The sequence below is a fragment of the Nocardia sp. CDC153 genome (genome assembly GCF_035818515.1).
GTDB lineage: Bacteria > Actinomycetota > Actinomycetes > Mycobacteriales > Mycobacteriaceae > Nocardia.
The window spans coordinates 504,183-527,912 of the sequence record NZ_JAYKYU010000005.1; the positions used below are offsets into that span (position 1 = coordinate 504,183).

At 62.5% G+C, this 23,730-nt stretch carries 17 protein-coding genes and 1 tRNA gene; 5 read left to right on the forward strand and 13 right to left on the reverse strand.

Translation table 11 applies throughout. The features are described from left to right. Positions 1-30: 30 nt before the first annotated feature. The 13 genes from VMT65_RS29070 to VMT65_RS29125 all read right to left on the reverse strand — a co-directional run bounded on the left by VMT65_RS29070 (position 31) and on the right by VMT65_RS29125 (position 12,441). On the reverse strand, positions 31-159 hold the full coding sequence (locus tag VMT65_RS29070; RefSeq protein ID WP_326311674.1) for a hypothetical protein: 129 nt from the start codon (positions 157-159) through the stop codon (positions 31-33). Between the two features lie 10 nt (positions 160-169). Next, on the reverse strand, positions 170-775 hold the full coding sequence (locus tag VMT65_RS29075; RefSeq protein WP_326311675.1) for a hypothetical protein: 606 nt from the start codon (positions 773-775) through the stop codon (positions 170-172). Positions 776-1,014: 239 nt separating this feature from the next. Beyond that, positions 1,015-1,221, reverse strand: a complete 207-nt coding sequence (locus VMT65_RS29080; protein WP_326311676.1) for a hypothetical protein — start codon at positions 1,219-1,221, stop codon at positions 1,015-1,017. 110 nt (positions 1,222-1,331) lie between these two features. Then, positions 1,332-1,862 (reverse strand): LppA family lipoprotein, encoded by a 531-nt coding sequence (locus tag VMT65_RS29085; RefSeq protein ID WP_326311677.1) that lies wholly within the window; start codon positions 1,860-1,862, stop codon positions 1,332-1,334. Positions 1,863-2,457: 595 nt separating this feature from the next. Then, positions 2,458-2,976, reverse strand: a complete 519-nt coding sequence (locus tag VMT65_RS38490) for an SLATT domain-containing protein (RefSeq protein ID WP_442790320.1) — start codon at positions 2,974-2,976, stop codon at positions 2,458-2,460. Positions 2,977-3,023: 47 nt separating this feature from the next. Next, positions 3,024-5,696 carry an HD domain-containing protein gene (locus VMT65_RS29090; RefSeq protein ID WP_326311678.1) on the reverse strand — a complete coding sequence of 891 codons (2,673 nt, stop codon included), beginning with the start codon at positions 5,694-5,696 and terminating at the stop codon, positions 3,024-3,026. Positions 5,697-6,236: 540 nt separating this feature from the next. Continuing rightward, a complete protein-coding gene (locus VMT65_RS29095; protein WP_326311679.1) occupies positions 6,237-6,467 on the reverse strand; it encodes a hypothetical protein in 231 nt (76 codons plus the stop codon). 1,032 nt (positions 6,468-7,499) lie between these two features. Further along, entirely contained in the window at positions 7,500-8,069 is a 570-nt protein-coding gene (locus VMT65_RS29100; protein WP_326311680.1) for a hypothetical protein, read from the reverse strand. Next, a complete protein-coding gene (locus VMT65_RS29105) occupies positions 8,066-10,393 on the reverse strand; it encodes a TPR repeat region-containing protein (protein ID WP_326311681.1) in 2,328 nt (775 codons plus the stop codon). The genes VMT65_RS29100 and VMT65_RS29105 overlap by 4 nt, the downstream gene beginning before the upstream one ends. A 4-nt stretch (positions 10,394-10,397) precedes the next feature. Continuing rightward, positions 10,398-10,694 (reverse strand): hypothetical protein, encoded by a 297-nt coding sequence (locus tag VMT65_RS29110; protein WP_326311682.1) that lies wholly within the window; start codon positions 10,692-10,694, stop codon positions 10,398-10,400. Positions 10,695-10,791: 97 nt separating this feature from the next. After that, positions 10,792-11,226 carry a YbaB/EbfC family nucleoid-associated protein gene (locus VMT65_RS29115; RefSeq protein ID WP_326311683.1) on the reverse strand — a complete coding sequence of 145 codons (435 nt, stop codon included), beginning with the start codon at positions 11,224-11,226 and terminating at the stop codon, positions 10,792-10,794. A gap of 104 nt (positions 11,227-11,330) precedes the next feature. Further along, positions 11,331-12,164, reverse strand: coding sequence for a tyrosine-type recombinase/integrase (locus VMT65_RS29120; RefSeq protein WP_326311684.1), 834 nt, complete (start codon positions 12,162-12,164; stop codon positions 11,331-11,333). Positions 12,165-12,367: 203 nt separating this feature from the next. Beyond that, a tRNA-Arg gene (locus VMT65_RS29125) sits at positions 12,368-12,441 on the reverse strand. Between the two features lie 203 nt (positions 12,442-12,644). Between VMT65_RS29125 and VMT65_RS29130 the strand changes: the two genes are divergently transcribed. The 5 genes from VMT65_RS29130 to VMT65_RS29150 all read left to right on the forward strand — a co-directional run bounded on the left by VMT65_RS29130 (position 12,645) and on the right by VMT65_RS29150 (position 23,686). Beyond that, positions 12,645-14,684, forward strand: a complete 2,040-nt coding sequence (locus VMT65_RS29130) for a cytochrome c oxidase assembly protein (protein ID WP_326311685.1) — start codon at positions 12,645-12,647, stop codon at positions 14,682-14,684. A gap of 11 nt (positions 14,685-14,695) precedes the next feature. After that, positions 14,696-15,640 carry a threonine/serine dehydratase gene (locus tag VMT65_RS29135; protein ID WP_326311913.1) on the forward strand — a complete coding sequence of 315 codons (945 nt, stop codon included), beginning with the start codon at positions 14,696-14,698 and terminating at the stop codon, positions 15,638-15,640. Between the two features lie 118 nt (positions 15,641-15,758). Beyond that, positions 15,759-16,208 carry a single-stranded DNA-binding protein gene (locus VMT65_RS29140; RefSeq protein ID WP_326311686.1) on the forward strand — a complete coding sequence of 150 codons (450 nt, stop codon included), beginning with the start codon at positions 15,759-15,761 and terminating at the stop codon, positions 16,206-16,208. A 10-nt stretch (positions 16,209-16,218) separates the two neighbouring features. Then, positions 16,219-17,895, forward strand: a complete 1,677-nt coding sequence (gene ettA / locus VMT65_RS29145; protein WP_326311687.1) for an energy-dependent translational throttle protein EttA — start codon at positions 16,219-16,221, stop codon at positions 17,893-17,895. Positions 17,896-18,784: 889 nt separating this feature from the next. Then, on the forward strand, positions 18,785-23,686 hold the full coding sequence (locus VMT65_RS29150; protein ID WP_326311688.1) for an NAD-glutamate dehydrogenase: 4,902 nt from the start codon (positions 18,785-18,787) through the stop codon (positions 23,684-23,686). Positions 23,687-23,730: the final 44 nt, after the last annotated feature.

A 23,730-nucleotide genomic window follows, 5' to 3' on the forward strand; every position in this document is an offset into this window, starting at 1 on the left:
GGTTGAAGTCTCCCGACACCCCGGGGCGGTTCAATCTTCGGCGTCGACGATCACGCGGATGCCCTGTACGACACCTACGCCGCGTATCTGTTCGAGTGCGTGTTGTGCGCGCTGCACTTTGAGGCCCAGTTCGTCGGAATCGTTGCGCGGAGGGAACATTCACGGCTCCTTACGGGCGCTTGATCTCGGTCGGTTGAGGAGCGGCTGTGCTTCCGGCTGCCTTGGGAAAGCAGGGGGATCCGGCGGTGACGCTCAACGAATGGTCTTGTGCGGGAGCGTATTGGAGGACGAGTGAGTAGCCGTCGGGCGTGTGTACCGGAGCCCAGCGCGAGTCGGCGTCCTGCTGCAGGGTCCAGCCTCGCGCGGTCCATGCGTTTCGGATGAGATCGAAATATTGGGTGTTCTGGCCGGCCGGAACACCTATGATCCAATAGCTCAACTGGAGGACTTCTGAGCCGTTGCCGTGTTCGTCGCAAGGGACGGTGAGGCTGGGTGTGTGCATGTTCCCGAGGTACTGGTTGTCCGAGGCGATCGAGTAACTCACGCCCGGCGGGAGTCCTTGGAGGGATTCGAGGAGATAGGCGTTGAGCCGGTCGCGAGCAGTCGACTCGGTGAGAGATGGATCCACCTTGGTTCCTCCGCTGTTTCCCGTGTCGATTACCCGAGGCGCGTCATGGTTGTCTCCGCGGTCCTTCGCGCATCCGCTCAACACCACCGCCGCGGTGAGCAGCGCGATACCGACCGCCGAAACAGACCTGTGTCGCCTGGAGCTCACTTGATCTTCACCGCCTCATTCCGTAGCCCGCGATTATGTCGCCCATGCCCCGCAAGGATTTTGAGTCCGGTAGCCAGTACTCGCTGTGCGTGTTTCCGTCGTATCCCACGCGCATATCCCACGCGCCTTGATGCGCTAAAGAAAATTCATAGCGCCGGTCGGAAGGGCCTTCGGCGCGGTGACGTTGCAGTCATTGTCCACACCCATCCCGGCGGCAGGGATTTCGGTGTCCAGAATCTTCACCAAAGCGGTCCGTCTGTCACCGAGTTGAGCGCCATAGGTTTTTGTAGTGGGTCGGCGATACCGATGATGGTGGTCGCGAGGTGATTGCTGTGCAATTTGTGTGCGATCGCGCGCTCGGAAGCAGCTGTCGCGGCATCGCCCTTCCAGCTGTTCATGGCTTTGTCGACCGATGTCTCCATCGCGTCGACCTTCGCGACGAACACATCTTCTGTTTCACCAGGTCTGAGGCATAGTCGATCACCGACTGCGGGTTGCACCCGCGCACGTGACTGATCGTGGTCAATTCACGCCCTCGCCGCGACGGATTCCGATGTCATTTCGGTAGTTCCGCGGTCGGTGCGACAGGACTGGCAGTGGGTTTGTCGGCGGCGGGCAAGCGGCAACCCGTGTCGCCACTGATGCCTCGGGTCGCGACCCACAGCACGGTGCCGTTCGGCCCGTAGAAGCGGGCCTGCCGATCGTCGACCTTCTCGTTGAACGGAAACGGGTCGTTCTCGGTAGCGCCTAGGCCAGCTGCAATCTCACGCGCCTTGTCGCGGACTTGGGGCCATACGTCATCTGGAATACCGCCTCCATGCGCTGTATCGCCGCCCTGGGTCGTGTAGGCCGGAATGTGGACTTGCCGACCGTTGGTCTGATCGAACGGAGCGTCGCATGCGTATGGGGCACTTGGGGTATCGGGCTTCCATGTCATACCGGGAACCAGAGAGCTCGCATAAGCGGCGAGTTGCTCGATTGCCTGCTTCAGACCCGCTTCGGTTTCTTCCAAGGTCGGCCTGCCCAAGAGCTCCTGTGCAGCTCGAGCCGATTCAGTCGGGTCGGTCTTGGTGTACTCGGAATCCATGGAGCCACATCCCGTCGTCGTCGCGATTACAGCCGCGGCCAAGGCCGCCCCGATACTCATTCGGTAGATGCCGGGAGCCTTCACTTCTTCACCACCGCCTCTTCTGGACTCGCGCCCGCTGATCCGTCGATGACCCAGCGCAAAGGGCACGGTCCGCGGGGGTGCATCCGGCGGCCGCCGCGCTCCACAACGCGATCGACGATCAATGAGTTTGGGGGGACTTGTGGGGTTCGGTCCCGGTTTGCGGGTTCTCCGATGTGGGTATTGGTGTAACTGCCAGCGTTGTCGCTGGTCAGTCACCCGTGATGCTCCCCCGGCAGGAATCGAATCTGCGACCTAGGGATTAGAAGTTCCTGCCCTCGAAACACTGTCCTGAGCTGCATAAATACAGCTTAGTGGCCAGTGTTACCGCATAATCCCTAGGCGTATTGGGGCCTATTCGGTGATCTTGAAAATCAGGCGTTTAGCCGGGTTACGCCTCACGTCGTCCAAATAAAGATATATCGATTCGCCACCTAGGTTAATAAGGACTTTCGAATAATGGCTTCGTGCTGCGTCAAGCCGCGTGAACCAAACAAATGGCGAGTTCGGATTTCTATACGCCTTCAGCGTCTAATTCCTGCTCCCTTCTGGCCTGGTCGTAGAATCGGTCACGGACACGTGGAGACTGCGCATCGAGCTCATTGAACTCAGTGACGAAGCATGTCAACTCCTCAACCTGCGCAACAATGGATACCTGCTCGGACATCCATCGAAGCGACGCAATATCCAATTGTCGTTTCAGTGATGCGTATTTTGCTCCGGAAGCCCTATGATTCTCGGAACGCTCAGACAGGCCAAAAAACGTTTGTAGTGCGGCTAGAACTGCAGAAGTTACTGATAAGATGCCAGTTCCAATTATGATTACCGAGTTTGGACTACTTACGAGAGTTCCAAACACTGTAGTACCTACCGCACTGGACAATACTACTGCTGGAACCCCTAGCCTAAAATGCATCACTGACATATAGTGCGCTGAAAGATATTGAGCGCGTGCGGCACGGTGACTTCTCAAACGCAATCGATTCAGTTGATTGATCGCCGAGTATTGAGAGGAATCTCCTAGTGCATCCATTGGCCTTGAATCTATTTGTGGTTGTATCGCACTCACTTATTATCCCCCTAGTTTGATTCATTCAAAGCATCGGACTTTCGATAGATATCAGCGTTCAAATACCACTCATCACCGGACGGTAGAAGCCCCACAACCCGCCGCAGCGGGTGGTGTGGGTCGTCGTCTCGTGTGCTCGCTTTCCGTCTCATGCGTGAATATTCATCACTAATTTTCGACTGGGCGCGACTAAGGGAATAGATTTTACGCTCGCTACATTGCCAACCGCGAGCAATAGCACCTTGGCAAATGTGATCTAGCGTACGAGACAGGTGCTGCCTAGGATGACCTACTAGACCGTTGTGCGGTCGTCGTGCAGCAAACACGACCGGTGAACCGCAGTCGGCCACTAGGACATTATGATTGAGCATCGACATAGCCTCGTCAACGCTAATGCCAAGATCTCGGCTACTCAAAAACAACGAAGCATCCTGCAAAATAATGATTTCATCTTGACTGCTCGCCCAATATTCAATCCCCTCCACCGTCATGGCGCCAATTCGGGATTGAGCAACAACCAGCGGCCCCGGATTACCGCCGACTGATGCAAGCCAGGCTGAGCATCTCAATTGTTCGGCAATAGAAGGTTTCAAGGCATAAACCAGACTAGCTTGATCGGACGCCCAACGTGCAAGCTCCTCGTCAGAAACGATTGGAGTGGCAGTATCACGTGCTGCCCGCATTGGTTCACCTAGTAATACCCCCACGGCACCGCGTATCGATGTATTGCTGCTTGCACCTCCAACTGTAATCACGCTTCCGGTGTCCATGTAGGTCACATCAGCGGCTTCAACATCGGCTATATCACCGTGCCTGACAAGAAGCGAAAGACGTCCTACGATCTTTTCTCCATCGTAAAGATTCGAAAGGTTTGATTCCGAGAATAAAAGAGATTCCAGCCTGGCCGGATCTCGCGCTAGCCTATCGCGCAAACCGCTGGGGGATAGTGTCTCCCAATCGTTTGGACGGACCGAAACGATAAAGCCTTCTTCTGGCGTGCCGACTTGAAGCTGGATATCGAGGGTTGGGAACAGCCTTGCGCATTCGTCGGCCAGTTTCTGGCTGTCGTATAGGGCGAAGACGTTTGCAGCGAGGTCGTCAAGCTCGACACTTATTCGTGTACCGCCAATACCCAAAACCTCATTTGCGGTCGCTTTCCGTGCCAGCGGTCTAGCGTCAAGCCCATCCGTAAACTCAAGGACGTGAGTATCTGCATAACCGGTATCAAATCGACGTGAAATGACACTTACCTTCTTTCCGAGCATAAAGACCGAAAAGAATCCGATTCCATACCTTCCCGTTGGACAAAACCCGGAGCTCAGTAACCCTGGAAGATCATTTCGGGCTGAGTTGGTGGACCAGTAAGATCTCCCGAAGTCTAACAAGGAATCTGTCAAAACTTCCAAAGTCATGCCGACGCCATTGTCGTCAACGACAAGTGTTACCTTTCCTCCTGATCTTTTCAGCTCCACTCGTACTCGCAAATTGATGTCATCAGCCGACGGGTCGCATATCTGGCGTGCGCGAATTGCGTCTGCTGAATTTGTTACCAACTCACGTAGTGCAACCTTCGGGTTATTTCCGTAAAGTTCTTGACCGCCAAGCCGCTTTACCAGCGAGATAACGTCATTCACTTTAATGCGCGCGTCTATTGGGTACCAACCATCCGTTGGTATCTGCTTGGATAGCATGCGAATATCGTCAGCAAACGCTACCGATTTCGCGGCAAATCGATCTTTTTGTTTGTCGGCCAACAGGTTGTCAACGGCACGCAGTGTTTCGTCAATGTTGCGCAAGGTTTCTACGCACAGCCACCAGGACTCGGCCTCATCAATCCGAAACCTGCGGGTCGCCGTATAGGTTAGACGATCATTTTCGAGTATGGGACTGCGGATATTTTCTTGGAACGTCCAATGAATCGCGGAATCTCCATCGATCTTTCGAATTCTGTGCAGAAATGATGGCGCTCGTGTGGCATCGATGTGACTTATGTCCGCAACCCGAAGGAGGCAGGCTATTTTGAGTGGGTCAACAATCCAAGATCGAGGGTATCCACTTGGCTGTCCGACTAGGAAATCGAACTCTTTTGCGAGTTTTTTCTCGCTCCACCAGTGGCTCGCGGCAATCTTTCCAATCAACTCTCCGTACTGTTCTCTTAATTCGCGGTCTGGGAGTAGATAGATTGGATCCTCACTGGTTCCAAACTGCCTCATTGGAAGTTGTTCTGATTGCTGAGCATGATCGCTGCGTAGAAAATCTTGCTTTGCTCTAATTGCTACGCTATTGGGAGGACTCTGAATCTCATTTTGCGTCGGCTTCCGTCCAATTTCTTGCATAAAGTGTTGATATATTAGATCTCGCCATCGAAGCGCTGGAAGATACTCTGTCAAATCTTCAGGGAAGGCGGTTTGGGTCATGGCAAGATCATGAAATAGGATTGCGGCGCCAAAAACAAGTGCCTCGGTGGGGGTCAGGTTATACTGCTCGCCAGCAATGGTGTCGGCCAATAACCAAAGCTCATCTGTGTGACTGCTATCGTGAAGTGTAAAGGTCGGGAGGTCATTCGAAATATCGGCAGCAACAAGGTCGCAGTTAGTTTTACATGCCTGTAATGTAGTGCGTAACCTAGCTCTATGCTCGGCATGCAGGTCGCCATCATAAGCCGCAAGTGCACGAGTCCACATCCCAGACTGCCTTGACAAGCTCTCCCCCTCATTCGGTATCGGAAATATTGATCGATGTCATCGACAATCTTGGACTGGTTTCGCCGATTGAACAAGGTACCAAGCGGTCACTTGACACGGCTGTTGCTGAAGCTACAGACGCCGTGTTCGGTTGGGCTCTGAACTGTGTGACGCAGTTGCCGCAGTAGATCGGTCCTACCTCGAGCACGCTCTTGGAGACGCGGATCTTGCGACCGCAATCGCATTCGGCGGACAGGCCGTTGTTGGACTGGGTCCGCCGTGTCGGCTCGGTTCGTGACGCCGATAGGCAACCAACGCGAAGGCGAGCTCCTCCTGTTCGTCTCGGTACAACTCACGGGTCTGTTCCGGCACGGTGGTGAGCGATCAGCCGATCTTGTGGTGATGCTTCAGGGTGAGGCCGAGCTCCTGCCCGAGGGCGTGGAATCTCTCATTGTGCCAACGGCCCTGGCGGCTGGTGTCTTTTCCCGCGCGTCACTGCGATGCCGTGAGCGGCTTCGTGGAGCAGCGTGCCGAGCACTCCTACAGCACCTCGCTGGAGACCTTCGCCGCCGACGAATAGCTCATATAGTTCGTATTCACCACGTGCCCGTCGGTTCGGCGCGAACGGCCCCAGCGTGAGGTCGCTTCCGATCGATCCGGAGCCACGGTCAGCACCACCTCGGACACGTCCGGGTGGGGGGATCGGATGGCGGCCCAGGCGCGTTCTACGGCAGAGACGAGAAGGCCCGTGATGGTGTCGGAGTTGGTCATGACGTCTGGGTCCTTCCGGGAGCTTGACTCGTACCTGTCAACCAGCTGCCCAATGGTTTTTGACACGTACGTGTCAATGGGATGGAAGCCTTCGGAGAGCGTGGACTCCCTGGGCGCGCGCCGCGCTCTTCGAGGGGCAGGCCCGCGGCCTGTCCTCTCCGCCTGCCCCGGGCAGCACAGTAACTCCCGATTCAGGGGACGCGCCGACCGAATTTCCCGTACTCGACCGGATGGTGTTCATGATGCCGCAGGCGGAAATTCGGTCGAGCAGGCGTGCGGACCCTGGAATCGTTGAAGGGGCGCTGCCGGTACACTGCGGCGCGTTCCCAGCGATTCCGAAACCGGTTCAGTCGCAACGACAATGCCCTTCACCGGGCTCAAGAGGATGCGTTGAGATTGAATCCCAGGTGACCGTGCTTTCGGTCGGATCTTGGTGCACTGCAACGAAATGCACCGTATCGATCACGAACTCGGCAGATATGTCGATGGCCTATAACGCGTGTGCGAGGTGATCGGAATCGTCATCGGTCGTCCCGTACCCGAGCGAGACACGGGGTACATCGGGCGGGGGTGGTAGCGCACGGTCGGTTCCGAACGCCTCCTCGACAGCGTTACGGGTTTCGTCGAGTAGTTGTAGCCACTGGGTGCTGGGCTTCGCTGCCATTCCGACGCTGTTCTCCCGGATCTCCGGTCCGGTCATCTTGATCGTGAACGGATGGAGGCTCCTCATGGCTACACTCAGGGCACGGCCGAACTCCATGAGTGTGTGCTCATCGACTTCATTTCGCCACCAGGGGATTCGAGTGACAGTTGCATGCATCCATTTCCGTGAAATCGGTGTGCAGCAATTGGATTGACTGATCACTGTGGCTGCGGGTTGCGCTAGGCTCGTGAACCTCGGTCCGGGCAGGACGTAGACATGCAATGAATCCCGCAGTTGAGGCCACCCAAGGGCATTGGGATCGAACAGATTCCGCACAGGCAGATCCTAGAGAACGAACCAGGACCCGCAACGTCCTTGCTCTGTGATGCCTACTTGTTCATGGCCTCCGTGGTCTTGATGAGGAGGTCGGCCGCTTGCCCGATTTGCGCGTCGGTGATTGCGAGGCTGCCGGTTTCGTTGAGGATCTCTAGTTCTCCTTGCCACCGGCTGGTTTCTGTGGCCAGGTGTACAACGCCTTTCGTTGTATCCGGCCTCTTCTCGCGGCTGTCTTGAACCCAGATCTCCGCCGAGTGGCCTGGAAGGAGTTTGTACCCTTTTTCTTTGAGGATGTTGATCCTGGCTGAGGGGTCTTCGCCGTTCTGGGCTGGGGCTAGCCAGGAGGCACCGCGCAGCGGGTTGGACAGGTCTCCTGCGTAGCTACAGACGGCATTTCCCTTTAGGTCGTTCACTGTCTGGCTGAGGCTGCCGCCGTAGCTGAGTTGGACGTTGTCGATCGGGAAGTCGGTCTTGAAGTAGTTAAAAAGTGGGTTGCAGAAGTCCCCGACTGTCGGGGCGTGGCTGTCGGAGTGTTCGGTTCGTGTGCAGCTTGTCAGGCCGACCACAGCGCCGAAGACGCACATCAGCAGGGCGGAGTAGGTCTTGAGTCGCGATCGCCTCACTTTATGTTGGCCCTTCCCTCCATGACTTTGGTGGCGAGATCCTGCAGGTTGTCACGCAGGATGCCACCGCGATAGTTGTTGAGGATATTGGTCAGGGCACCGTCGAGTTTCACCGCATTGCCGTAGTCCTTGACCGCGTCGTCGTAGCTCTTGAGCTTGCCGTCATGGTCGAACAGATTGGCGTACCGCGGGTCGTGGGCGAGCGTGCCGTCCATGGACTCGAGGACGTAGGCGACTTCGTAATTCTGTCGGGCGGAGGGAAATTCGGTGGACATGTCCACGGGGGAGTCGGGGGTATGCGGCAGTGAGTAGGCGTATCCGACCAGATCCAACTTGGCTTCGGCGTTTGTCAGGTCGATGATCGGTCCCGCAAATGTGCTGACCACGGGCACGTACTTCAGACTGTTCGTCAGCGCGCCCTTGAGGGTGTCGTAGGCCGCGCCTTTGTCGGCGAAGGCGTGGGTGGCGGTTCCGATGTCTGTATCCTTTTGGGCGGCAATGGATTTGTCGAGGCCCTTGTCGACGAGGCCGAGGATTTCCCCGGACTGTGTGGCCAGTTCTGTTGCAGGGTTGGCTGGGTCATGGAGCACCGATTGGGTCCACACGCTCTGCAGCTGTTGTCCTGCCAGCAACGCCTTGGCGTTGAAGTCAACCGCGGCCTGTTTGTCGGTGTCGATGACCGCGAAGATGTTCTGCGCCTTCGGGTACGCAGTGGACTGGCCGACGTCAGGTGCCTGGAATCCGTGGGTGTGAAGGTATTGGTCCTGAACACCGCCAAGATTCGGAATATAGGGGCTGAGCGCGGTCTCGATTCCCTGGACTATGTGTGGGCTGACCGTGCCCAGAGAGGCAGAGCGGTCGCCGTCCAGGTGCAACAAGTCGTTTCCGTGGTTGCCGACGTAGAGGGCTAGTTTGGAAGCAGCTTCGCCCGCGCGGGTCGAGATTGCGAGATCCGGTGAGTCAGCGTCGGATCCGATCCACGACAGCATCTTCTGCACTCCGTCGCCGTTGTCGGCCCACCGACGATGGGTAAATGCATCGAGGACGTCGTCACCAGTGAGCCCGTAGAGCAGATTCTTTCCGGTCAGTGCGTCATGGACCGCGATCTTGTCCGCCCCGCCAGCGCGTACGAGATCCTCCGTAGCCGGGCTTTCCGGGATCGCACCGCCATTGCCGGGACGCATGTGCGGCGCAATATGAGCAGCCTGGGCGAGCATCGCCTTGTTGATTTCGCTTCCGGGAGCGGAGCGGGAGTCGGCCAGTCCCATCATCTTGGCGACTCCGTCGAGCTTGTACAGCTCAGGGAATCCCGCCTGAGGGCTACCTCTGGTGCCAGCCGTCCACTCGTAGTTCTTCGTCAGGATGCTGCGCAGGTCCGTGGGTAGCTGATCGAGTCCGCCCTTGGGGTTGTCGGTACCCGTCGAATGCACGTTCGGATTGGCGAGGGTGTTCAACTGATCGACCACAGAAGCGGCAGAAGTCTTGTCGCCGATTGTCGAGAGCCGGTCGGTCATGTTGTAGAGGCCGTCGACGCCTGCGGTGTTGTAAAACTCGTGCAGGTAGTCCCATTGGGCTTCGGATAGGTCGACTTGCTTGCCCTCGTTGATGGCCTCTACGTCGTCAGGGGTGATACCTGCCGCGGCTAGTCGGGCGGCGATGTGTTGGAGATCGGCGTCGGTGGCCTTGCCGCTGGCGACCAGCTTGCCGTCGTCGACACCTTGCTGTTTCGCGATCGTCGGATCGGTCAACGCACCGGCCTTGGCTCCTTGAGCGGCTTGAGGTAGCTCGCTGAACGCTTTGGTCACACCGTCGGTGACGCCTTGCGCAGCTACCGCCGCGGCATGCAGTGCACCTCGCAATGTGATCGAATACTGGTCGGCTTGGCGCTGTAGGGCAGCGAGTTTCACGGTGGCGGCGCTCTTGTCCTTCTCAGAGAAGACACTCGCCAACTGCGACGTCGACAAGGACACGGTGCCGTCATCGTTCCAGCGATAGCCCTCGCTGGTAACGGTGCTCAGCGTTTCTTTCACCGTCTTCTGAGCGAACTGCATTCCCGGTGAGCCGAGGGTGATTGCGGTGCTGGCGTCCTCGAGCGCACCGACGGTCTTGTAGCCCTCGTCGCGAACGGCCAAGCCTTTGTCACGCAGTGCGGCGCCGAACTTGCCGACCAGAAAGTCCACCGAGTTGCCGATGGTGGTGTTCATGGCGTCGAGGTCGGTCTTCAGCGTAGTCGCCTGCTGTTTCCACCCGGTGGCTTGCGCATCGAGAGTGTCGAGTTGCCAGCTGTTCACCTGGGACACGGTCGGGAGTGCAGGATCGGCCATGGGATCAGTTCCCCTGCGGGAATTGGGAAGCGTTGTGCTGGTCCATCGCTTCCACCTGCGCTAGACCGGAATTCGTGAGGCTGGCGATCTTGCGAACCTCTACAACCGCCATCCCGACTGCGTAGGCCGCGGCCTGGGCCCCGGCCGTGCACGCCGCACCGACTCCCGTCCCCGCAACCGAGATCGCTGCTGCCTGCTTGTCGACGTGCACGGTGTCGAGGGTGTCCGCGTTCGCGTTCACGGCCGTGATCAGCTCGCGTAGTCGACCTCGGTCGACGTGTAGGAGATCGTCGTCGGTCACTTCGTGGTCCCCCTGATAGATCAGTGCTGATCTTGGTTACCGCTGGACACTCTACTGGACCTGGAATTCCAGCTCCTGGCTTCATTGCCCGCCGATATCAGTCCTTGGGGGCAAGAATCCGGCTTTTGCCGCGGTGGAAGTAGTTCTCGTCCTCGTCCCATTCATCCTGCTGAGATTGGGGCCGAGCCCCCGAAGTCGGCTTGGATCGCTCGGGGGCATCGCCGATCTGCTCGACGATGGTCGCGATGCGGGGATCGGCCTGGACTTCCTGCACGAGGGACTCGATGTCCTGTTGGGCTTGGTCCCGTGCCTTGTTGATCAGATCGGCGATCAGGGGCCCGAGTTTCGCACCACGTGGTGCCGCCTCGTCGTCGATGGCAATGGCCCGGACATGTCCGTTGGCGTAGACGTCGACGTAGACGCCTTCAGCCCGCATAGCTGCACGTCCATTGCTCAAGGCGTCGGCGACCCGGTCCATCTTCGTGGCCAACGACTCGCTGTAACCGCGGGAACGCGACTGTTGTGAACTCACTCGACCCTCCTCGAGACAGTGTTCGGTACGAATGTACGCAGTGCGCCCGAGCATCCGTGTTCGATCAGGAACCGGGAGGACCGAGTCTAGAGGTGTCGCAGGTTCTACAGCTTGTCGCCGAGGCGGGCCTTGCGGTGGGCGTCGCGGGCGCGGGTTTCGGCGGTGGCGCGGGCGTAGCGGCCGATCATCTGGCGGGAGCGCCAACCGGCCAGCATCATGAGGTCTTGTTCCTGGCCGCCGTTGGCGAGCCAGTTGTGGGCGAAGAAGTGGCGAAGCTGGTGTGGGTGAAGGTGTTTGATGCCCGCGGCTTCGACGCGGCGGGTGAGCATGCGGTAGATGCCCCAGCTGGTCATCTGGCCTCGTTTGCCGAGCCAGAGGGCGGGATTGTCGTTGGCGGCCTTGGGGTGTCGGGCTCGGGCTCGTAGGTAGCGGCGCAGCGCGATGCGGGTCTTGTCGCCGAAGGGGAGGACTCGCGGACGGCCGCCCTTGCCGATCACGAGGGCGGTGTTCTCTTGGAAGTCGAGAGCGTCGACGTCCAGTGCCGCGATCTCGCCGACGCGGGGGCCGATGTCGGCGAGGAGTCGGACTATCGCTGTGTCTCTGCGGGATTCGAAGTCGGTGCCCTCGCACTCGGCGAGCAGTTTTCGGAGGTCTTCGATCGGCGGGACCGGGATCGGCTTCTCCGGGACGTGCGGCGGGCTCATCTTGTCGAACGGGTTGACCTCGAGGATGCCCTCGGACTCCAGGTAATTGCAGAACTGCTGGAGGCTGCGGTACTGGCGGTTCGCGTACTCCGGGGTGATCCGTCTGCCAGTGCGGCGGTTGGTTCGGTTCAGGGTGTCGATGATGTAGGCACCGATGTTCTCGCGGGTCAGGGCCTCGGCGTCGGGTTCGATGGGAGGGGACTGAGAGCGGAGGAAGTCGACGAAGTAGCCCACATCACGGGATTACGTGTCGATGGTGCCTTTTGACCGGTTGGCGCGCCGTAGTTCGGTGGTGAAGTCCTCGAGAAGCTCGGGGATGGCGTCGAGATCCTGCCCCATCCCGCGAGTCTAATCTTGAAAATCCCTTGGCGTTTGAGCGTTGTGAGGTATGGGTATTGGTGTAACTGCCAGCGTTATGGCTGGTCAGTCACCCGTTGCGCCCCCGGCAGGAATCGAACCTGCGACCTAGGGATTAGAAGGCCCTTGCTCTATCCAACTGAGCTACGGAGGCAGTGCGGGCATCGGCGGTGATGCGGGCACCAAACACCTTGACCCAAATCGATCTCGGTGTCCAGCGGGTTAAGTATAGCGAGCGTCCAGATCAGCAAAGGACCGTCGCGTAGCAACTGTTCGGCGCGTCGGGGCGGGAGTGCGGACCGGAGGACGGGAAACCCTGGGGGAGTCCGGATGGGCGCTCCGAACTACGCTTGGGCCATGTCGTCAGCGCAGGACCCGCCCGCAGGATCGGACGTTTCGGCGAAAGGGTCGGGTTCGGGGGTGACGTTCGCGGCGATCACGGCACTCGGGGCGGCGGCCGCGGCACTGGTGGCGGCGCTGGTCGTGGGGTTGTCGGCGTCGCAGGCGCTGACGCTGTTGGGCATTCCGGATCCGGGACCGTTGACCACGTACGGGCTGCCCGCGGTGCGGGCGGTCGCGGATTTCTCGGCGGCGTTGACCGTCGGGTCGCTGCTGTTCGCGGCGTTCTTCGTGCCGCCGCAGGGCAGCGGGGTGCTGGATGTCGGCGGTTATCGGGCCCTGCGGCGGGCGGGAAACGCGGCGCTCGTCTGGGCCGGTGCGGCGGCCTTGCTGGTGCCGTTGACTCTTTCGGACACCACCGGGCAACCGCTGCAGAAATCGCTGCGGCCCGAAGAGGTGTGGCGGGCCGCGGACAAGGTCGATGTCGCCGGGTCCTGGCGGTTCACCGTGATGATGGTGTTGGTGCTGGCCGTCGGTTGCCGGCTCGCGTTGCGCTGGGGTTGGACCCCGGTGCTGCTCTGGCTGTCGGTGCTGTCGCTGCTGCCGGTCGCGCTGACCGGGCATTCCTCCTCGGGCGGCGCGCACGACCTGGCCACCAACAGCCTGATCCTGCACCTGGTTTCGGCCTGCTTCTGGGTGGGCGGGCTGTTCGCCGTTCTCGCCTACGCGCTGCGTGACGGCAAGTACACCGCGCTCGCGGTGCGGCGGTTCTCGAAAGTGGCGACCGTCTCGTTCGCGGTGATCGCGGCCAGCGGTGTAATCAACGCCTATGTGCGGGTGCCGTGGTCGGATCTGTTCAGCACCACCTACGGCAAACTCGTGCTCGCCAAGGCCACGGCGCTGATCATTCTGGGCGTCATCGGATTCCTGCAGCGGCAGCGCGCGATTCCGGATCTGGAGAAGGATCCGAGCGATCGGGGTGCGCTCATTCGCTTCGCGGGGGTCGAGGCGCTGGTCTTCGCCGCGACGGTCGGTCTCGCGGTCGGTCTGGGCCGCACGCCGCCGCCGGATCTGCGCACCGTGCCCACCCCGACCGAGGTCGAGATCGGCTACAACCTGGCCGGTCCGCCGACCGTCGCGCGGATTCTGTTCGACTGGCGGTTCGATCTGATCTTCGGCACGCTCGCCATCGTGCTGGCCGTGGTGTACGTGCTCGGTGTGCTGCGGCTGCGCAGGCGCGGTGACGCCTGGCCGATCGGGCGGTCGATCGCCTGGCTGGCCGCCTGCGCGACGCTGCTGCTCGCGACGAGTTCCGGGGTCGGACGCTACGCACCGGCCATGTTCAGCGTGCACATGGCTCAGCACATGATGCTGTCGATGTTGGCGCCGATTCTGTTCGCGCTGGGCGGTCCGGTGTTGCTGGCGCTGCGGGCAATTCAACCGGCCGGTCGGGATCAGCCGCCGGGGCCGCGCGAATGGATCCTGGCCGCGGTGCACAATCCGGTGTCGCGCTTCATGACCCAGCCCGTGATCGCCGCGGTGTTCTTCGTCGCCGGCTTCTACGCGCTCTACCTCGGCGGCATCTTCGACAGGTTCGTCGGCACGCACGGCGCGCACCTGTTCATGAACGTGCACTTCCTGCTCAGCGGCTACCTCTTCTATTGGGTGGTGATCGGTATCGATCCCAAGCCGCGTCAGGTGGAGCCGCTCACCAAGCTGGGCATGGTGTTCGGTTCGCTGCCGTTCCATGCCTTCTTCGGTATCGCGCTGATGAGCATGGATACCGTCCTGGGCGGTTGGTTCTACCGCAGCCTCGGGCTCGGCTGGAACAGCGACCTGCTCGCCGATCAGCACACCGGCGGTAGCCTCGCATGGGCGAGCGGTGAGATCCCACTGGTCGTGGTGATGCTCGCGCTGCTCATCCAGTGGTCGCGCAGCGACACCCGCCTGGCGAACCGGATCGACCGCAAGGCCGAGCGTGACGACGACGCGGACCTGACCGCGTACAACGCCATGTTCGCCGAGCTCGCCCGGCGAGACGGAGAGGTACGCAAGTGAACGACGTCGCCATGGCGACCCGGAAAGTCAAGCGGCTCTACCGATCCGACGTGCGCCAGGCCCGCCGCCTGCTGCGCGGGCACACCCGCAAGACGCCGGTCTTCCACACCGACATCCAGGGCCCGCGCGGTCCGGTGCCGGTGACGCTCAAGCTCGAGCATCTGCAGCACGGTGGGACGTTCAAGGTGCGCGGCTGCCTGAACGCGCTGCTGCAGGCGCGCGGCGAGCAGACCGGCGTGGTGCTGGCCTCGGCCGGGAACGCCGGAATCGCGGCGGCGCTGGCCAGTGCGCTGCGCGGAATGTCGTGCACCGTGGTGGTTCCCGAGTCGGCCTCGCACACGAAGGTGGCGGCCATGTGGTCGCACGGGGCCGAAGTGCTGTGGCACGGAACGACTTACGCCGAGGCGCACAAGTACGCGCGGCAGCTCGCCGAGGAGCGCGGCGCAATGCCGCTGCATGCCTACGACCTGCCCGAGATCGTGACGGGGGCCGGGGTGATCGGGTTGGAGATCGAGGAGCAGGTGCGCGGGCGGCCGCCGGTGCTGGTCGCGGTCGGCGGGGGCGGGCTGGTGGCCGGGGTCGCGGTGGCGTTGGGGCTGCGCGGGCGGGTGATCGGGGTCGAGCCGCAGGGCGCGCCGACCCTGCACGCGGCGCTGGCGGCGGGGCGTCCGGTGGACGTCGACGTGTCGAGTGTGGCCTCGGATGCGTTGGGGGCGAACCGGATCGGCGATATCGCGATGGAGGTGGCCACGCGGTACGGGGTGCGGTCGATACTGGTCAGCGATGACGCCATCGTGATGGCACGCGAATACCTGTGGCGCGAGTTCCGGATCGTGGTGGAGCCCGCCGGGGCGACCGCGGTGGCGGCGATTCAGAGCGGCGCGTATGTCCCGGCGGCGGGGGAGCGGCCGGTAATCGTGTTGTGCGGGGCCAATACCGACCTCGCGACTCTGTAGTTGTCCACACCCCGCGAGTTGTCCACACTCGCCGTCTCCGGCCTGTTGCCGGGATTGCCGTCGAGCGAAGCTGGAAGCCAACGGAAACCAGTTGCTCGAATCGGCAAGGGGGAGTGGAATGTACGAGGCGAATACCGCGGTCATCGGCCGGGTCGTCACCCATCCGGTGCGGCGGGTGCTGCAGAACGGGGACCACGTCTTGAGCTTCCGGCTGGCCAGCACGGCTCGCCGCTACGATCAGGGCGCGGGTGACTGGGTGGACGGAGGCACGCTCTATCTCACCGTAAGCTGTTGGCGACGGGGGATCGTCGAAGGAGTCGAGGCATCGCTGCAGCGAGGTGATCCGATCATCGCGTACGGGCAGCTGCGCTCGAACGAGTACACCACCCGGGACGGCGCGGAGCGCACCGACCTCGAGATGCGGGCCCTGGCACTGGGTCCCGACCTGGGTCGTTGCACCGCCCCGGTGGTGCGCAAAACCTTCGGTCGACCCGACCGGACCGACCCCGTAGAACGGCCGTCCGCGGATGCGGACACTGCCGGAGAACCCGCTACTACACACAGTTAGGCTTGCCCATATGGCTGAGTTCATTTACCAGATGGTGAAGGTGCGAAAGGCGCATGGCGACAAGGTCGTGCTCGACAATGTGACCTTGAACTTCCTTCCCGGCGCGAAGATCGGTGTCGTCGGCCCGAACGGCGCGGGTAAGTCCAGTGTGCTGAAGATCATGGCGGGACTGGATCAGCCGAACAACGGTGATGCCTGGCTCGCGCCCGGCGCGACGGTCGGCATCCTGCAGCAGGAGCCGCCGTTGAACGAGGAGAAGACCGTTCGCGGCAATGTCGAGGAGGGCCTCGGCGAGATCAAGGTGAAGCTGGACCGCTTCAACGAGATCGCCGAGCTCATGGCCACCGACTACTCCGACGAGCTCATGGAGGAGATGGGCAAGCTCCAGGAGGATCTCGACCACGCCGACGCGTGGGATATCGACTCCCAGCTCGAGCAGGCCATGGACGCGCTGCGCTGCCCGCCGCCGGACGAGCCGGTCACCAACCTCTCCGGTGGTGAGCGTCGCCGCGTTGCCCTGTGCAAGCTGCTGCTGAGCAAGCCCGACCTGCTGCTGCTCGACGAGCCCACCAACCACCTCGACGCCGAGTCGGTGCTGTGGCTCGAGCAGTTCCTGGCCTCCTACCAGGGCGCCGTGCTGGCCGTCACCCACGACCGGTACTTCCTCGACAATGTCGCGCAGTGGATCCTCGAGCTCGACCGCGGCCGTACCTACCCCTACGAGGGCAACTACTCCACCTACCTGGAGAAGAAGGCCGAGCGCCTCGAGGTGCAGGGTAAGAAGGACCAGAAGCTGCAGAAGCGCCTGAAGGAGGAACTGGCCTGGGTCCGCTCCGGCGCGAAGGCGCGGCAGGCCAAGAACAAGGCGCGTCTGGGCCGCTACGAGGAAATGGCCGCCGAGGCCGAGAAGATGCGCAAGTTGGACTTCGAGGAGATCCAGATCCCGGCCGGTCCGCGCCTGGGCAATGTGGTCGTCGAGGTCGAGCACCTGGACAAGGGCTTCGGCGACCGCCAGCTCATCAAGGATCTGTCGTTCACCTTGCCGCGCAACGGCATTGTCGGTGTCATCGGCCCGAACGGTGTCGGTAAGTCGACGCTGTTCAAGACCATTGTCGGCCTCGAGCAGGCGGACAGCGGTTCGGTGCGCGTCGGTGACACGGTCAAGCTGAGCTATGTCGACCAGAACCGCGGCGGCATCGACCCGAACAAGACGGTGTGGCAGGTGGTTTCCGACGGGCTGGATCACATCCAGGTCGGTCAGGTGGAAATGCCGTCCCGCGCTTACGTTTCCGCGTTCGGGTTCAAGGGTCCGGATCAGCAGAAGCCCGCGGGTGTGCTCTCCGGTGGTGAGCGCAACCGCCTGAATCTGGCGCTGACCCTCAAGCAGGGCGGCAACCTGATCCTGCTCGACGAGCCCACCAACGACCTCGACGTCGAAACCCTGAGCTCGCTCGAGAACGCCCTGGAGAACTTCGCGGGCTGCTCGGTGGTCATCTCCCACGACCGCTGGTTCCTCGACCGCACCTGCACCCACATCCTGGCGTGGGAGGGCACCGACGACAACCCGGCCTCCTGGTTCTGGTTCGAAGGCAACTTCGAGGCCTACGAGGCCAACAAGATCGAGCGCCTGGGCCCCGAAGCCGCCCGCCCCCACCGCGTCACCCACCGCAAGCTCACCCGCGGGTAGGGCAACGTCCAGTGGTCGGCCCTACCCGCGAGGGTAGGGCCGTACGGACAAGAGCCAAGGACAAAGACGCCTAGATAAGGGAGAGGTGTTGGCGGGATTGGGAGCCCGAGCTCGTTTTCCAGCCTCCTCGAGCCTCGGCCACGTCGCCCTCACGGCGTCGATACCCGAATTGCTCGGTTTCAGCCCAGCCTGATCACCGAGTGGCACACCCTGGAGGTCAAAACGGACAAATCCCCTCCAGGATGTGCCACTCGGCAAAGGCCTACGGCGCGTCGGGCAGCGGGACTGTGTCGTTGTCTCTGAAGGTGATCCGTGCAGTCCGTGGGCGGTCGAAGGCGGGACGCGGTCGGCCCTGGGAAGGGCCGGGCGCACCGAGTTGAACGGCGCAGGGGTGTGGTTCGGGTGTGCCGCTGTATTGCTCGACGGTGCAGGGCGGGGTGGACGGTGTACGAAAGATCTTGTGCGGCAGGGAGAGTAGGTTGCTTGATGGTGGGTCCGGGAGGGCCTGCCGAGGAGTGATTCTGCGGTGCGAATGCTCGGGTCGAGTTGTGGTGGGTGATTGTTGCCGTCGTGTTGGTCTAGTGATTGTTTGCTGGACGGGTTGCGGTTCGCTGGGTGGCGGGCCGGGGCCGAGATCGTGAACGGTTATCCAACAGCGAACTCGGCGGTTTCGCATTCGCACGTTTGCGTGAAATGTGTTTTGGTGCAAGGTTTGTCGGGGACGACCTGGCGGTTTCGGGTGGGGTTCGAGCGCCACGAACCGGGCGGTTCGTCCGTATTGTGAGACGCGGCGCGGCATTGAGAGGAATTCAGCCCGGCACATCTTGCGCCCAGTTACTCTCGCATCGGCGTCACTTTGTTACGGAACCGAATCCGAGGAGTTGGCGAAATGACCGTCTCGTCCGAATTGTCCAGCGCGGCCTGGGCTGCGAGTTTGCCCGAGTCCTTGCGGGGCAATCTGGTATCCCTCGAGGAGGCTTATTTCCGACACGTCGACGCCGGTGATGCCGACTGCGCCATCCCCGCGACATCCACCCACATCTTCCGCTGCCATCTGGATCTGGGCATCCAGCGCACCCCCGGCACCGCGAATGTCCATGTGTACCAAGCCGACGACGAGGCCGGCCTCGGCGTCGCCGTCCAGATGGTCACCGATGACATGCCGCTGCTGGTCGAGTCGGTCACCTCGTCGCTGAGCCGCATGGGCGTCAGCGTCAGCGAGGTCGTGCACCCCATCTTCGAGGTCACCCGGGACGCCACCGGCCGCCTGGAAACCGCGGTCCCGCACGAGGTCGACGGCAATGGCTCCACCGGCCTGCGCGAGTCGTGGATGCACGTGCAGCTGCACCCCGCCACCAGCCGCGCGCAGCTCGAGAAGATCGAAGCCTCGCTGCCCGACGTGCTCACCGATGTGCGCCGCGTCATCGAGGACACCGAGGCGATGCGCGAGGCCCAGGAACGCGTCGCCGGTGAACTCGACGCGGCCGCCGACGCGGGTAGATCCCCCTTTCCCGCAACGGATCTGACCGACTGCGCCAACCTGCTGCGCTGGCTGGCCGACGGCCACTTCACCGTGCTCGGCTACGCGCGCTACGAGCGCAGCACCGTCGATGGCCAGGCCAAATCCATCATCGTGCCCGAGACCAGCCTCGGTGTGCTGCGCCCGAATGTCGGCACCGACTTCCGCGTGCCCGACAACAGCGGCGACCAGTCGCTGCTCATGCTCACCCAGGGCCTGGTCCCCGCCACCGTGCACCGCGCGGTCTACCCGTACTTCGTCGGCGTCGCCGAAATGGACGAAAACGGCACTGTCACAGGCGAACATCTGTTCATCGGCGTCTTCACCGTCACCGCCCTGCACGAGAACGTGCTCGACATCCCGGTCATCGAGCGCCGGGTGCGCTCCATCATCGAGGCGAGCGGCTTCGACCTGGACTCCTTCTCCGGCCAGGAGATGCTCGAGGTCATCCAGTCCTTCCCCCGCACCGAGCTGTTCTCCTCCGACAGCGATGCTCTGCGCCGCACCGCCGGCGCCGTGCTGAATGTCGGTATGCGCCGCCAGGTTCGGCTGTTCATGCGCATGGACGGCTACGGCCGCTTCGTGGCCTGCATGGTCTATCTCCCGCGCGACCGCTACACCACCCGCGTGCGCCTGGAGATGCAGGACATCCTGGTTCGCGAAGTGGGCGGTGTGTCCATCGACTACTCGGCGCGCGTGTCCGAAAGCGACCTCGCCAGTGTGTATTTCACGGTGCGCCTGCCCGATCAGGGCTCGGCCGCCGATACCTCCGAGGCCAATCGCCTGCGCATTCAGCATCTGCTGGCCGAGGCCAGCCGCACCTGGGACGACCACCTGCGCGACGAGGTCTCCACCTCCGCGGTGCTGGATCCGGCCGTGGTGCAGCGCTACGTCGAGGCGCTCCCGGAGAGCTACAAGGAGGACTTCGAGCCCACCCGCGCGGTGGCCGACATCCTGCGGCTGCAGCGTCTGACCGAGGGCGGCATCGACCAGCACCTGTATCGCCAGCCCGATTCCGCCCCGGGCGCTTGGCGTTTCACCTTCTACGTCTGCGGCAGCGGCATCTCGCTGAGCCAGGTCCTGCCGCTGCTGCAGAGCCTGGGCGTCGAGGTCATCGACGAACGCCCCCACGAGCTCGAACTCGATCACGGTCCGGAACAGTGGATCTACGACTTCGGCCTGCTGGCCCGCCCCGAGCTGCTGCGCAGCGCGCTGGACCGCAATATGGACGCCGAACTGGTGGAGGCGGTCGGCCGCCTGGACGCCCTCGACGCACAGGTCCGCGGGCTGCGGGAACGCTTCACCGACGCCTTCGAGGCCCTGTGGTACGGCCGTGCGGAGGCCGACGGCCTCAATGAACTGGTACTCGGCGCGGGCCTGGGCTGGCGCACCGTCTCGATCCTGCGCGCTTACTCGAAGTACCTGCAGCAGGCCGGATTCCCGTACAGCCAGGCCGCCATCACCCGCGTGCTGCTGGCCTACCCGGAAGCGGCCAGCATGTTCGTGGACCTGTTCGCCGCCATCTTCGACCCGGACTCGGCCAACCCGGACCACGCCGCCGAACTCGAGGCCGCGGTCCGTCACCGCATCGACGAGGTGGTGAGCCTGGACGCCGACCGCATCCTGCGCGCCATCCTCGGCCTGATCAAGGCCACCCTGCGCACCAACTACTACGTCACCGATGCCGAGGGCAAGTCCCGGGACTACCTGTCGTTCAAGGTGGAACCGCGGGAGATCGCCGAATTGCCCAAGCCCAGGCCGCAATTCGAGATCTGGGTGTACTCGCCGCGGGTGGAGGGCGTGCACCTGCGCTTCGGCCCGGTCGCGCGTGGCGGCCTGCGGTGGTCGGATCGTCTCGAGGACTTCCGCACCGAGATCCTGGGTCTGGTCAAGGCGCAGGCGGTGAAGAACGCGGTGATCGTGCCGGTCGGCGCCAAGGGTGGTTTCGTGGTGAAGAATCCCCCGGCCGCCACCGCCGACCCGGTCGCCGATCGTCAGTCGCTGCAGGCCGAGGGCATCGCCTGCTATCGCACCTTCATCTCCGGCCTGCTCGATGTCACCGACAATGTCGATCGCGCCACCGGTGCCGTGTTGCCGCCCGCGCGGGTGTTGCGCCGCGACGGTGACGACACCTACCTGGTGGTCGCCGCCGACAAGGGCACCGCCACCTTCTCCGATATCGCCAATGATGTTGCCCAGCAATACGGTTTCTGGCTCGGAGACGCCTTCGCCTCGGGTGGTTCGGTGGGCTACGACCACAAGGCCATGGGCATTACCGCCAAGGGTGCGTGGGAGAGCGTCAAGCGTCACTTCGCCGAGATGGATATCGACACCCAGTCGCAGGATTTCACCGTCGTCGGTATCGGTGACATGTCCGGTGACGTGTTCGGTAACGGCATGCTGCTCTCGCGCCACATCCGTTTGGTCGCGGCCTTCGACCACCGCCACATCTTCTTGGACCCGAATCCCGATGCGGCGACCTCGTTCGCCGAGCGTGAGCGCATGTTCGCGCTGCCGCGCTCCTCGTGGGCCGATTACGACCGGTCCCTGATCAGCGAGGGCGGTGGTGTCTTCGACCGCACGGTCAAGTCGATCCCGATCAGCGAGCAGGTGCGCGAGGTCCTCGGCCTGCCCGCCGAGATCACCGCGCTGTCGCCGCCGGAGATGATCAGGGCGATCCTGAAATCGCCGGTGCAGTTGCTGTGGAACGGCGGCATCGGCACCTACATCAAGGCCAGCACCGAGACCAATGCCGATGTGGGCGACAAGTCCAACGACGTGGTCCGGGTGAACGCGAACGAGCTGCGGCTGAAGGTGATCGGCGAGGGCGGCAATCTGGGCGTCACCGCCCTGGGCCGGATCGAGTTCTGCCGCCACGGCGGCAAGATGAACACCGATGCCCTCGACAACTCCGCGGGTGTGGACTGCTCCGACCACGAGGTCAATATCAAGGTCCTGCTCGACGGCGTGGTCTCGGCCGGTGAACTGCCCGAGGCCGACCGCAACCCGCTGCTGGCGTCGATGACCGACGAGGTCTCCGCACTCGTCCTGCGCGACAACGTCTCCCAGAACATCCTCATGGGCATGTCCCGGGCCGAGGCCCCCCGCATGCTCAATGTGCACCAGCGCGTCATCGAGGATCTCGAGGCGCGCCGCGGCCTGGATCGCGAGCTCGAGGCGCTGCCCAGCGACGCGGAGATGAAGCTGCGCCTGGAACAGGGCGCGGGTCTCACCTCGCCGGAACTGTCGAATCTCATGGCGCACGTGAAGCTTTCGCTCAAGGCCGATCTGCTCACCAGCGATCTGCCCGACAGCGTGTACTTCTCGGCGCGGCTGCCGCAGTACTTCCCGACCGCGCTGCGCACCCGCTTCGCCTCGGCCATCAAACGCCATCGTCTGCGTCGCGAGATCACCACCACCATGCTGGTCAACGAGGTGGTCGATCTGGGCGGCATCACCTACGCGTTCCGCCTGGGCGAGGAGATCGGGGCCTCGGCCTCGGACGCGGTGCGCGCCTTCACCGCCGCGACCCAGATCTTCGACCTGCACTCGGTCTGGAACCGCATTCGCGCCGCGGACGTCTCCACCGGCATGAAGGACGCGCTGGAACTCGAGACCAAGCGCACGCTCGACCGCGCCTCGCGCTGGCTGCTCAACAATCGGCCGCAGCCGGTGGCAGTGGGCGCGGAGATCCACCGATACGCCCAGGGCGTGCGCAGCCTGTCCCCGAAGGTGCCGGGCTGGCTGCGTGGCCACCACATCGACACCCTCAACGACCAGTGCCAGGCCATCATGGATCAGGGCGCGCCCTCGGAACTGGCCCTCGAGGTGTTCAACCTGCTCAACCAGTTCCCGCTGCTGGATGTGCTGGACATCGCCGACATCACCGATCGCAGCGGCGAGGAGGTGGGCGCGCTCTACTACGCGCTCAACGATCATCTCAAGATCGATTGGCTCTTGCAGGCGGTCAGCCACCTGGAACGCGGTGACCGCTGGCACGCGCTCGCCCGGCTCGCGCTGCGCGACGACATGTACGGTTCGCTGCGCTCGCTGACCCTCGACGTCCTCTCCGCCGGTGACCCGGAGGAGACGGCCGAGGAGAAAATTGCATACTGGGAGTCGAAAAACCAGTCCCGGTTGGGTCGCGCACGCAGCGCCCTGTCGGAACTGTTCGAATCCGGAACCCACGACCTGGCCACGCTGTCGGTTGCGGCGCGGCAGGTGCGCAGCATGGTGAGCGGGGTGGGAGCCCAATCGGAGGTACCGCGTTGACGAGTGTCGGTTCGCTGAACGGCCACGCCAAGACAGCCGTCCCG

Excerpts from the sequence above, each read along its gene's own strand:
- VMT65_RS38490 (WP_442790320.1), bottom strand. The coding sequence starts at position 2,976 with ATGGATGCACTAGGAGATTCCTCTCAATACTCGGCGATCAATCAACTG.
- VMT65_RS29095 (WP_326311679.1), bottom strand. The coding sequence starts at position 6,467 with ATGACCAACTCCGACACCATCACGGGCCTTCTCGTCTCTGCCGTAGAA.
- VMT65_RS29090 (WP_326311678.1), bottom strand. The coding sequence starts at position 5,696 with ATGTGGACTCGTGCACTTGCGGCTTATGATGGCGACCTGCATGCCGAG.
- VMT65_RS29130 (WP_326311685.1), top strand. The coding sequence starts at position 12,645 with ATGTCGTCAGCGCAGGACCCGCCCGCAGGATCGGACGTTTCGGCGAAA.
- VMT65_RS29105 (WP_326311681.1), bottom strand. The coding sequence starts at position 10,393 with ATGGCCGATCCTGCACTCCCGACCGTGTCCCAGGTGAACAGCTGGCAA.
- VMT65_RS29140 (WP_326311686.1), top strand. The coding sequence starts at position 15,759 with ATGTACGAGGCGAATACCGCGGTCATCGGCCGGGTCGTCACCCATCCG.
- VMT65_RS29135 (WP_326311913.1), top strand. The coding sequence starts at position 14,696 with ATGGCGACCCGGAAAGTCAAGCGGCTCTACCGATCCGACGTGCGCCAG.
- ettA (WP_326311687.1), top strand. The coding sequence starts at position 16,219 with ATGGCTGAGTTCATTTACCAGATGGTGAAGGTGCGAAAGGCGCATGGC.
- VMT65_RS29150 (WP_326311688.1), top strand. The coding sequence starts at position 18,785 with ATGACCGTCTCGTCCGAATTGTCCAGCGCGGCCTGGGCTGCGAGTTTG.
- VMT65_RS29085 (WP_326311677.1), bottom strand. The coding sequence starts at position 1,862 with ATGGATTCCGAGTACACCAAGACCGACCCGACTGAATCGGCTCGAGCT.
- VMT65_RS29070 (WP_326311674.1), bottom strand. The coding sequence starts at position 159 with ATGTTCCCTCCGCGCAACGATTCCGACGAACTGGGCCTCAAAGTGCAG.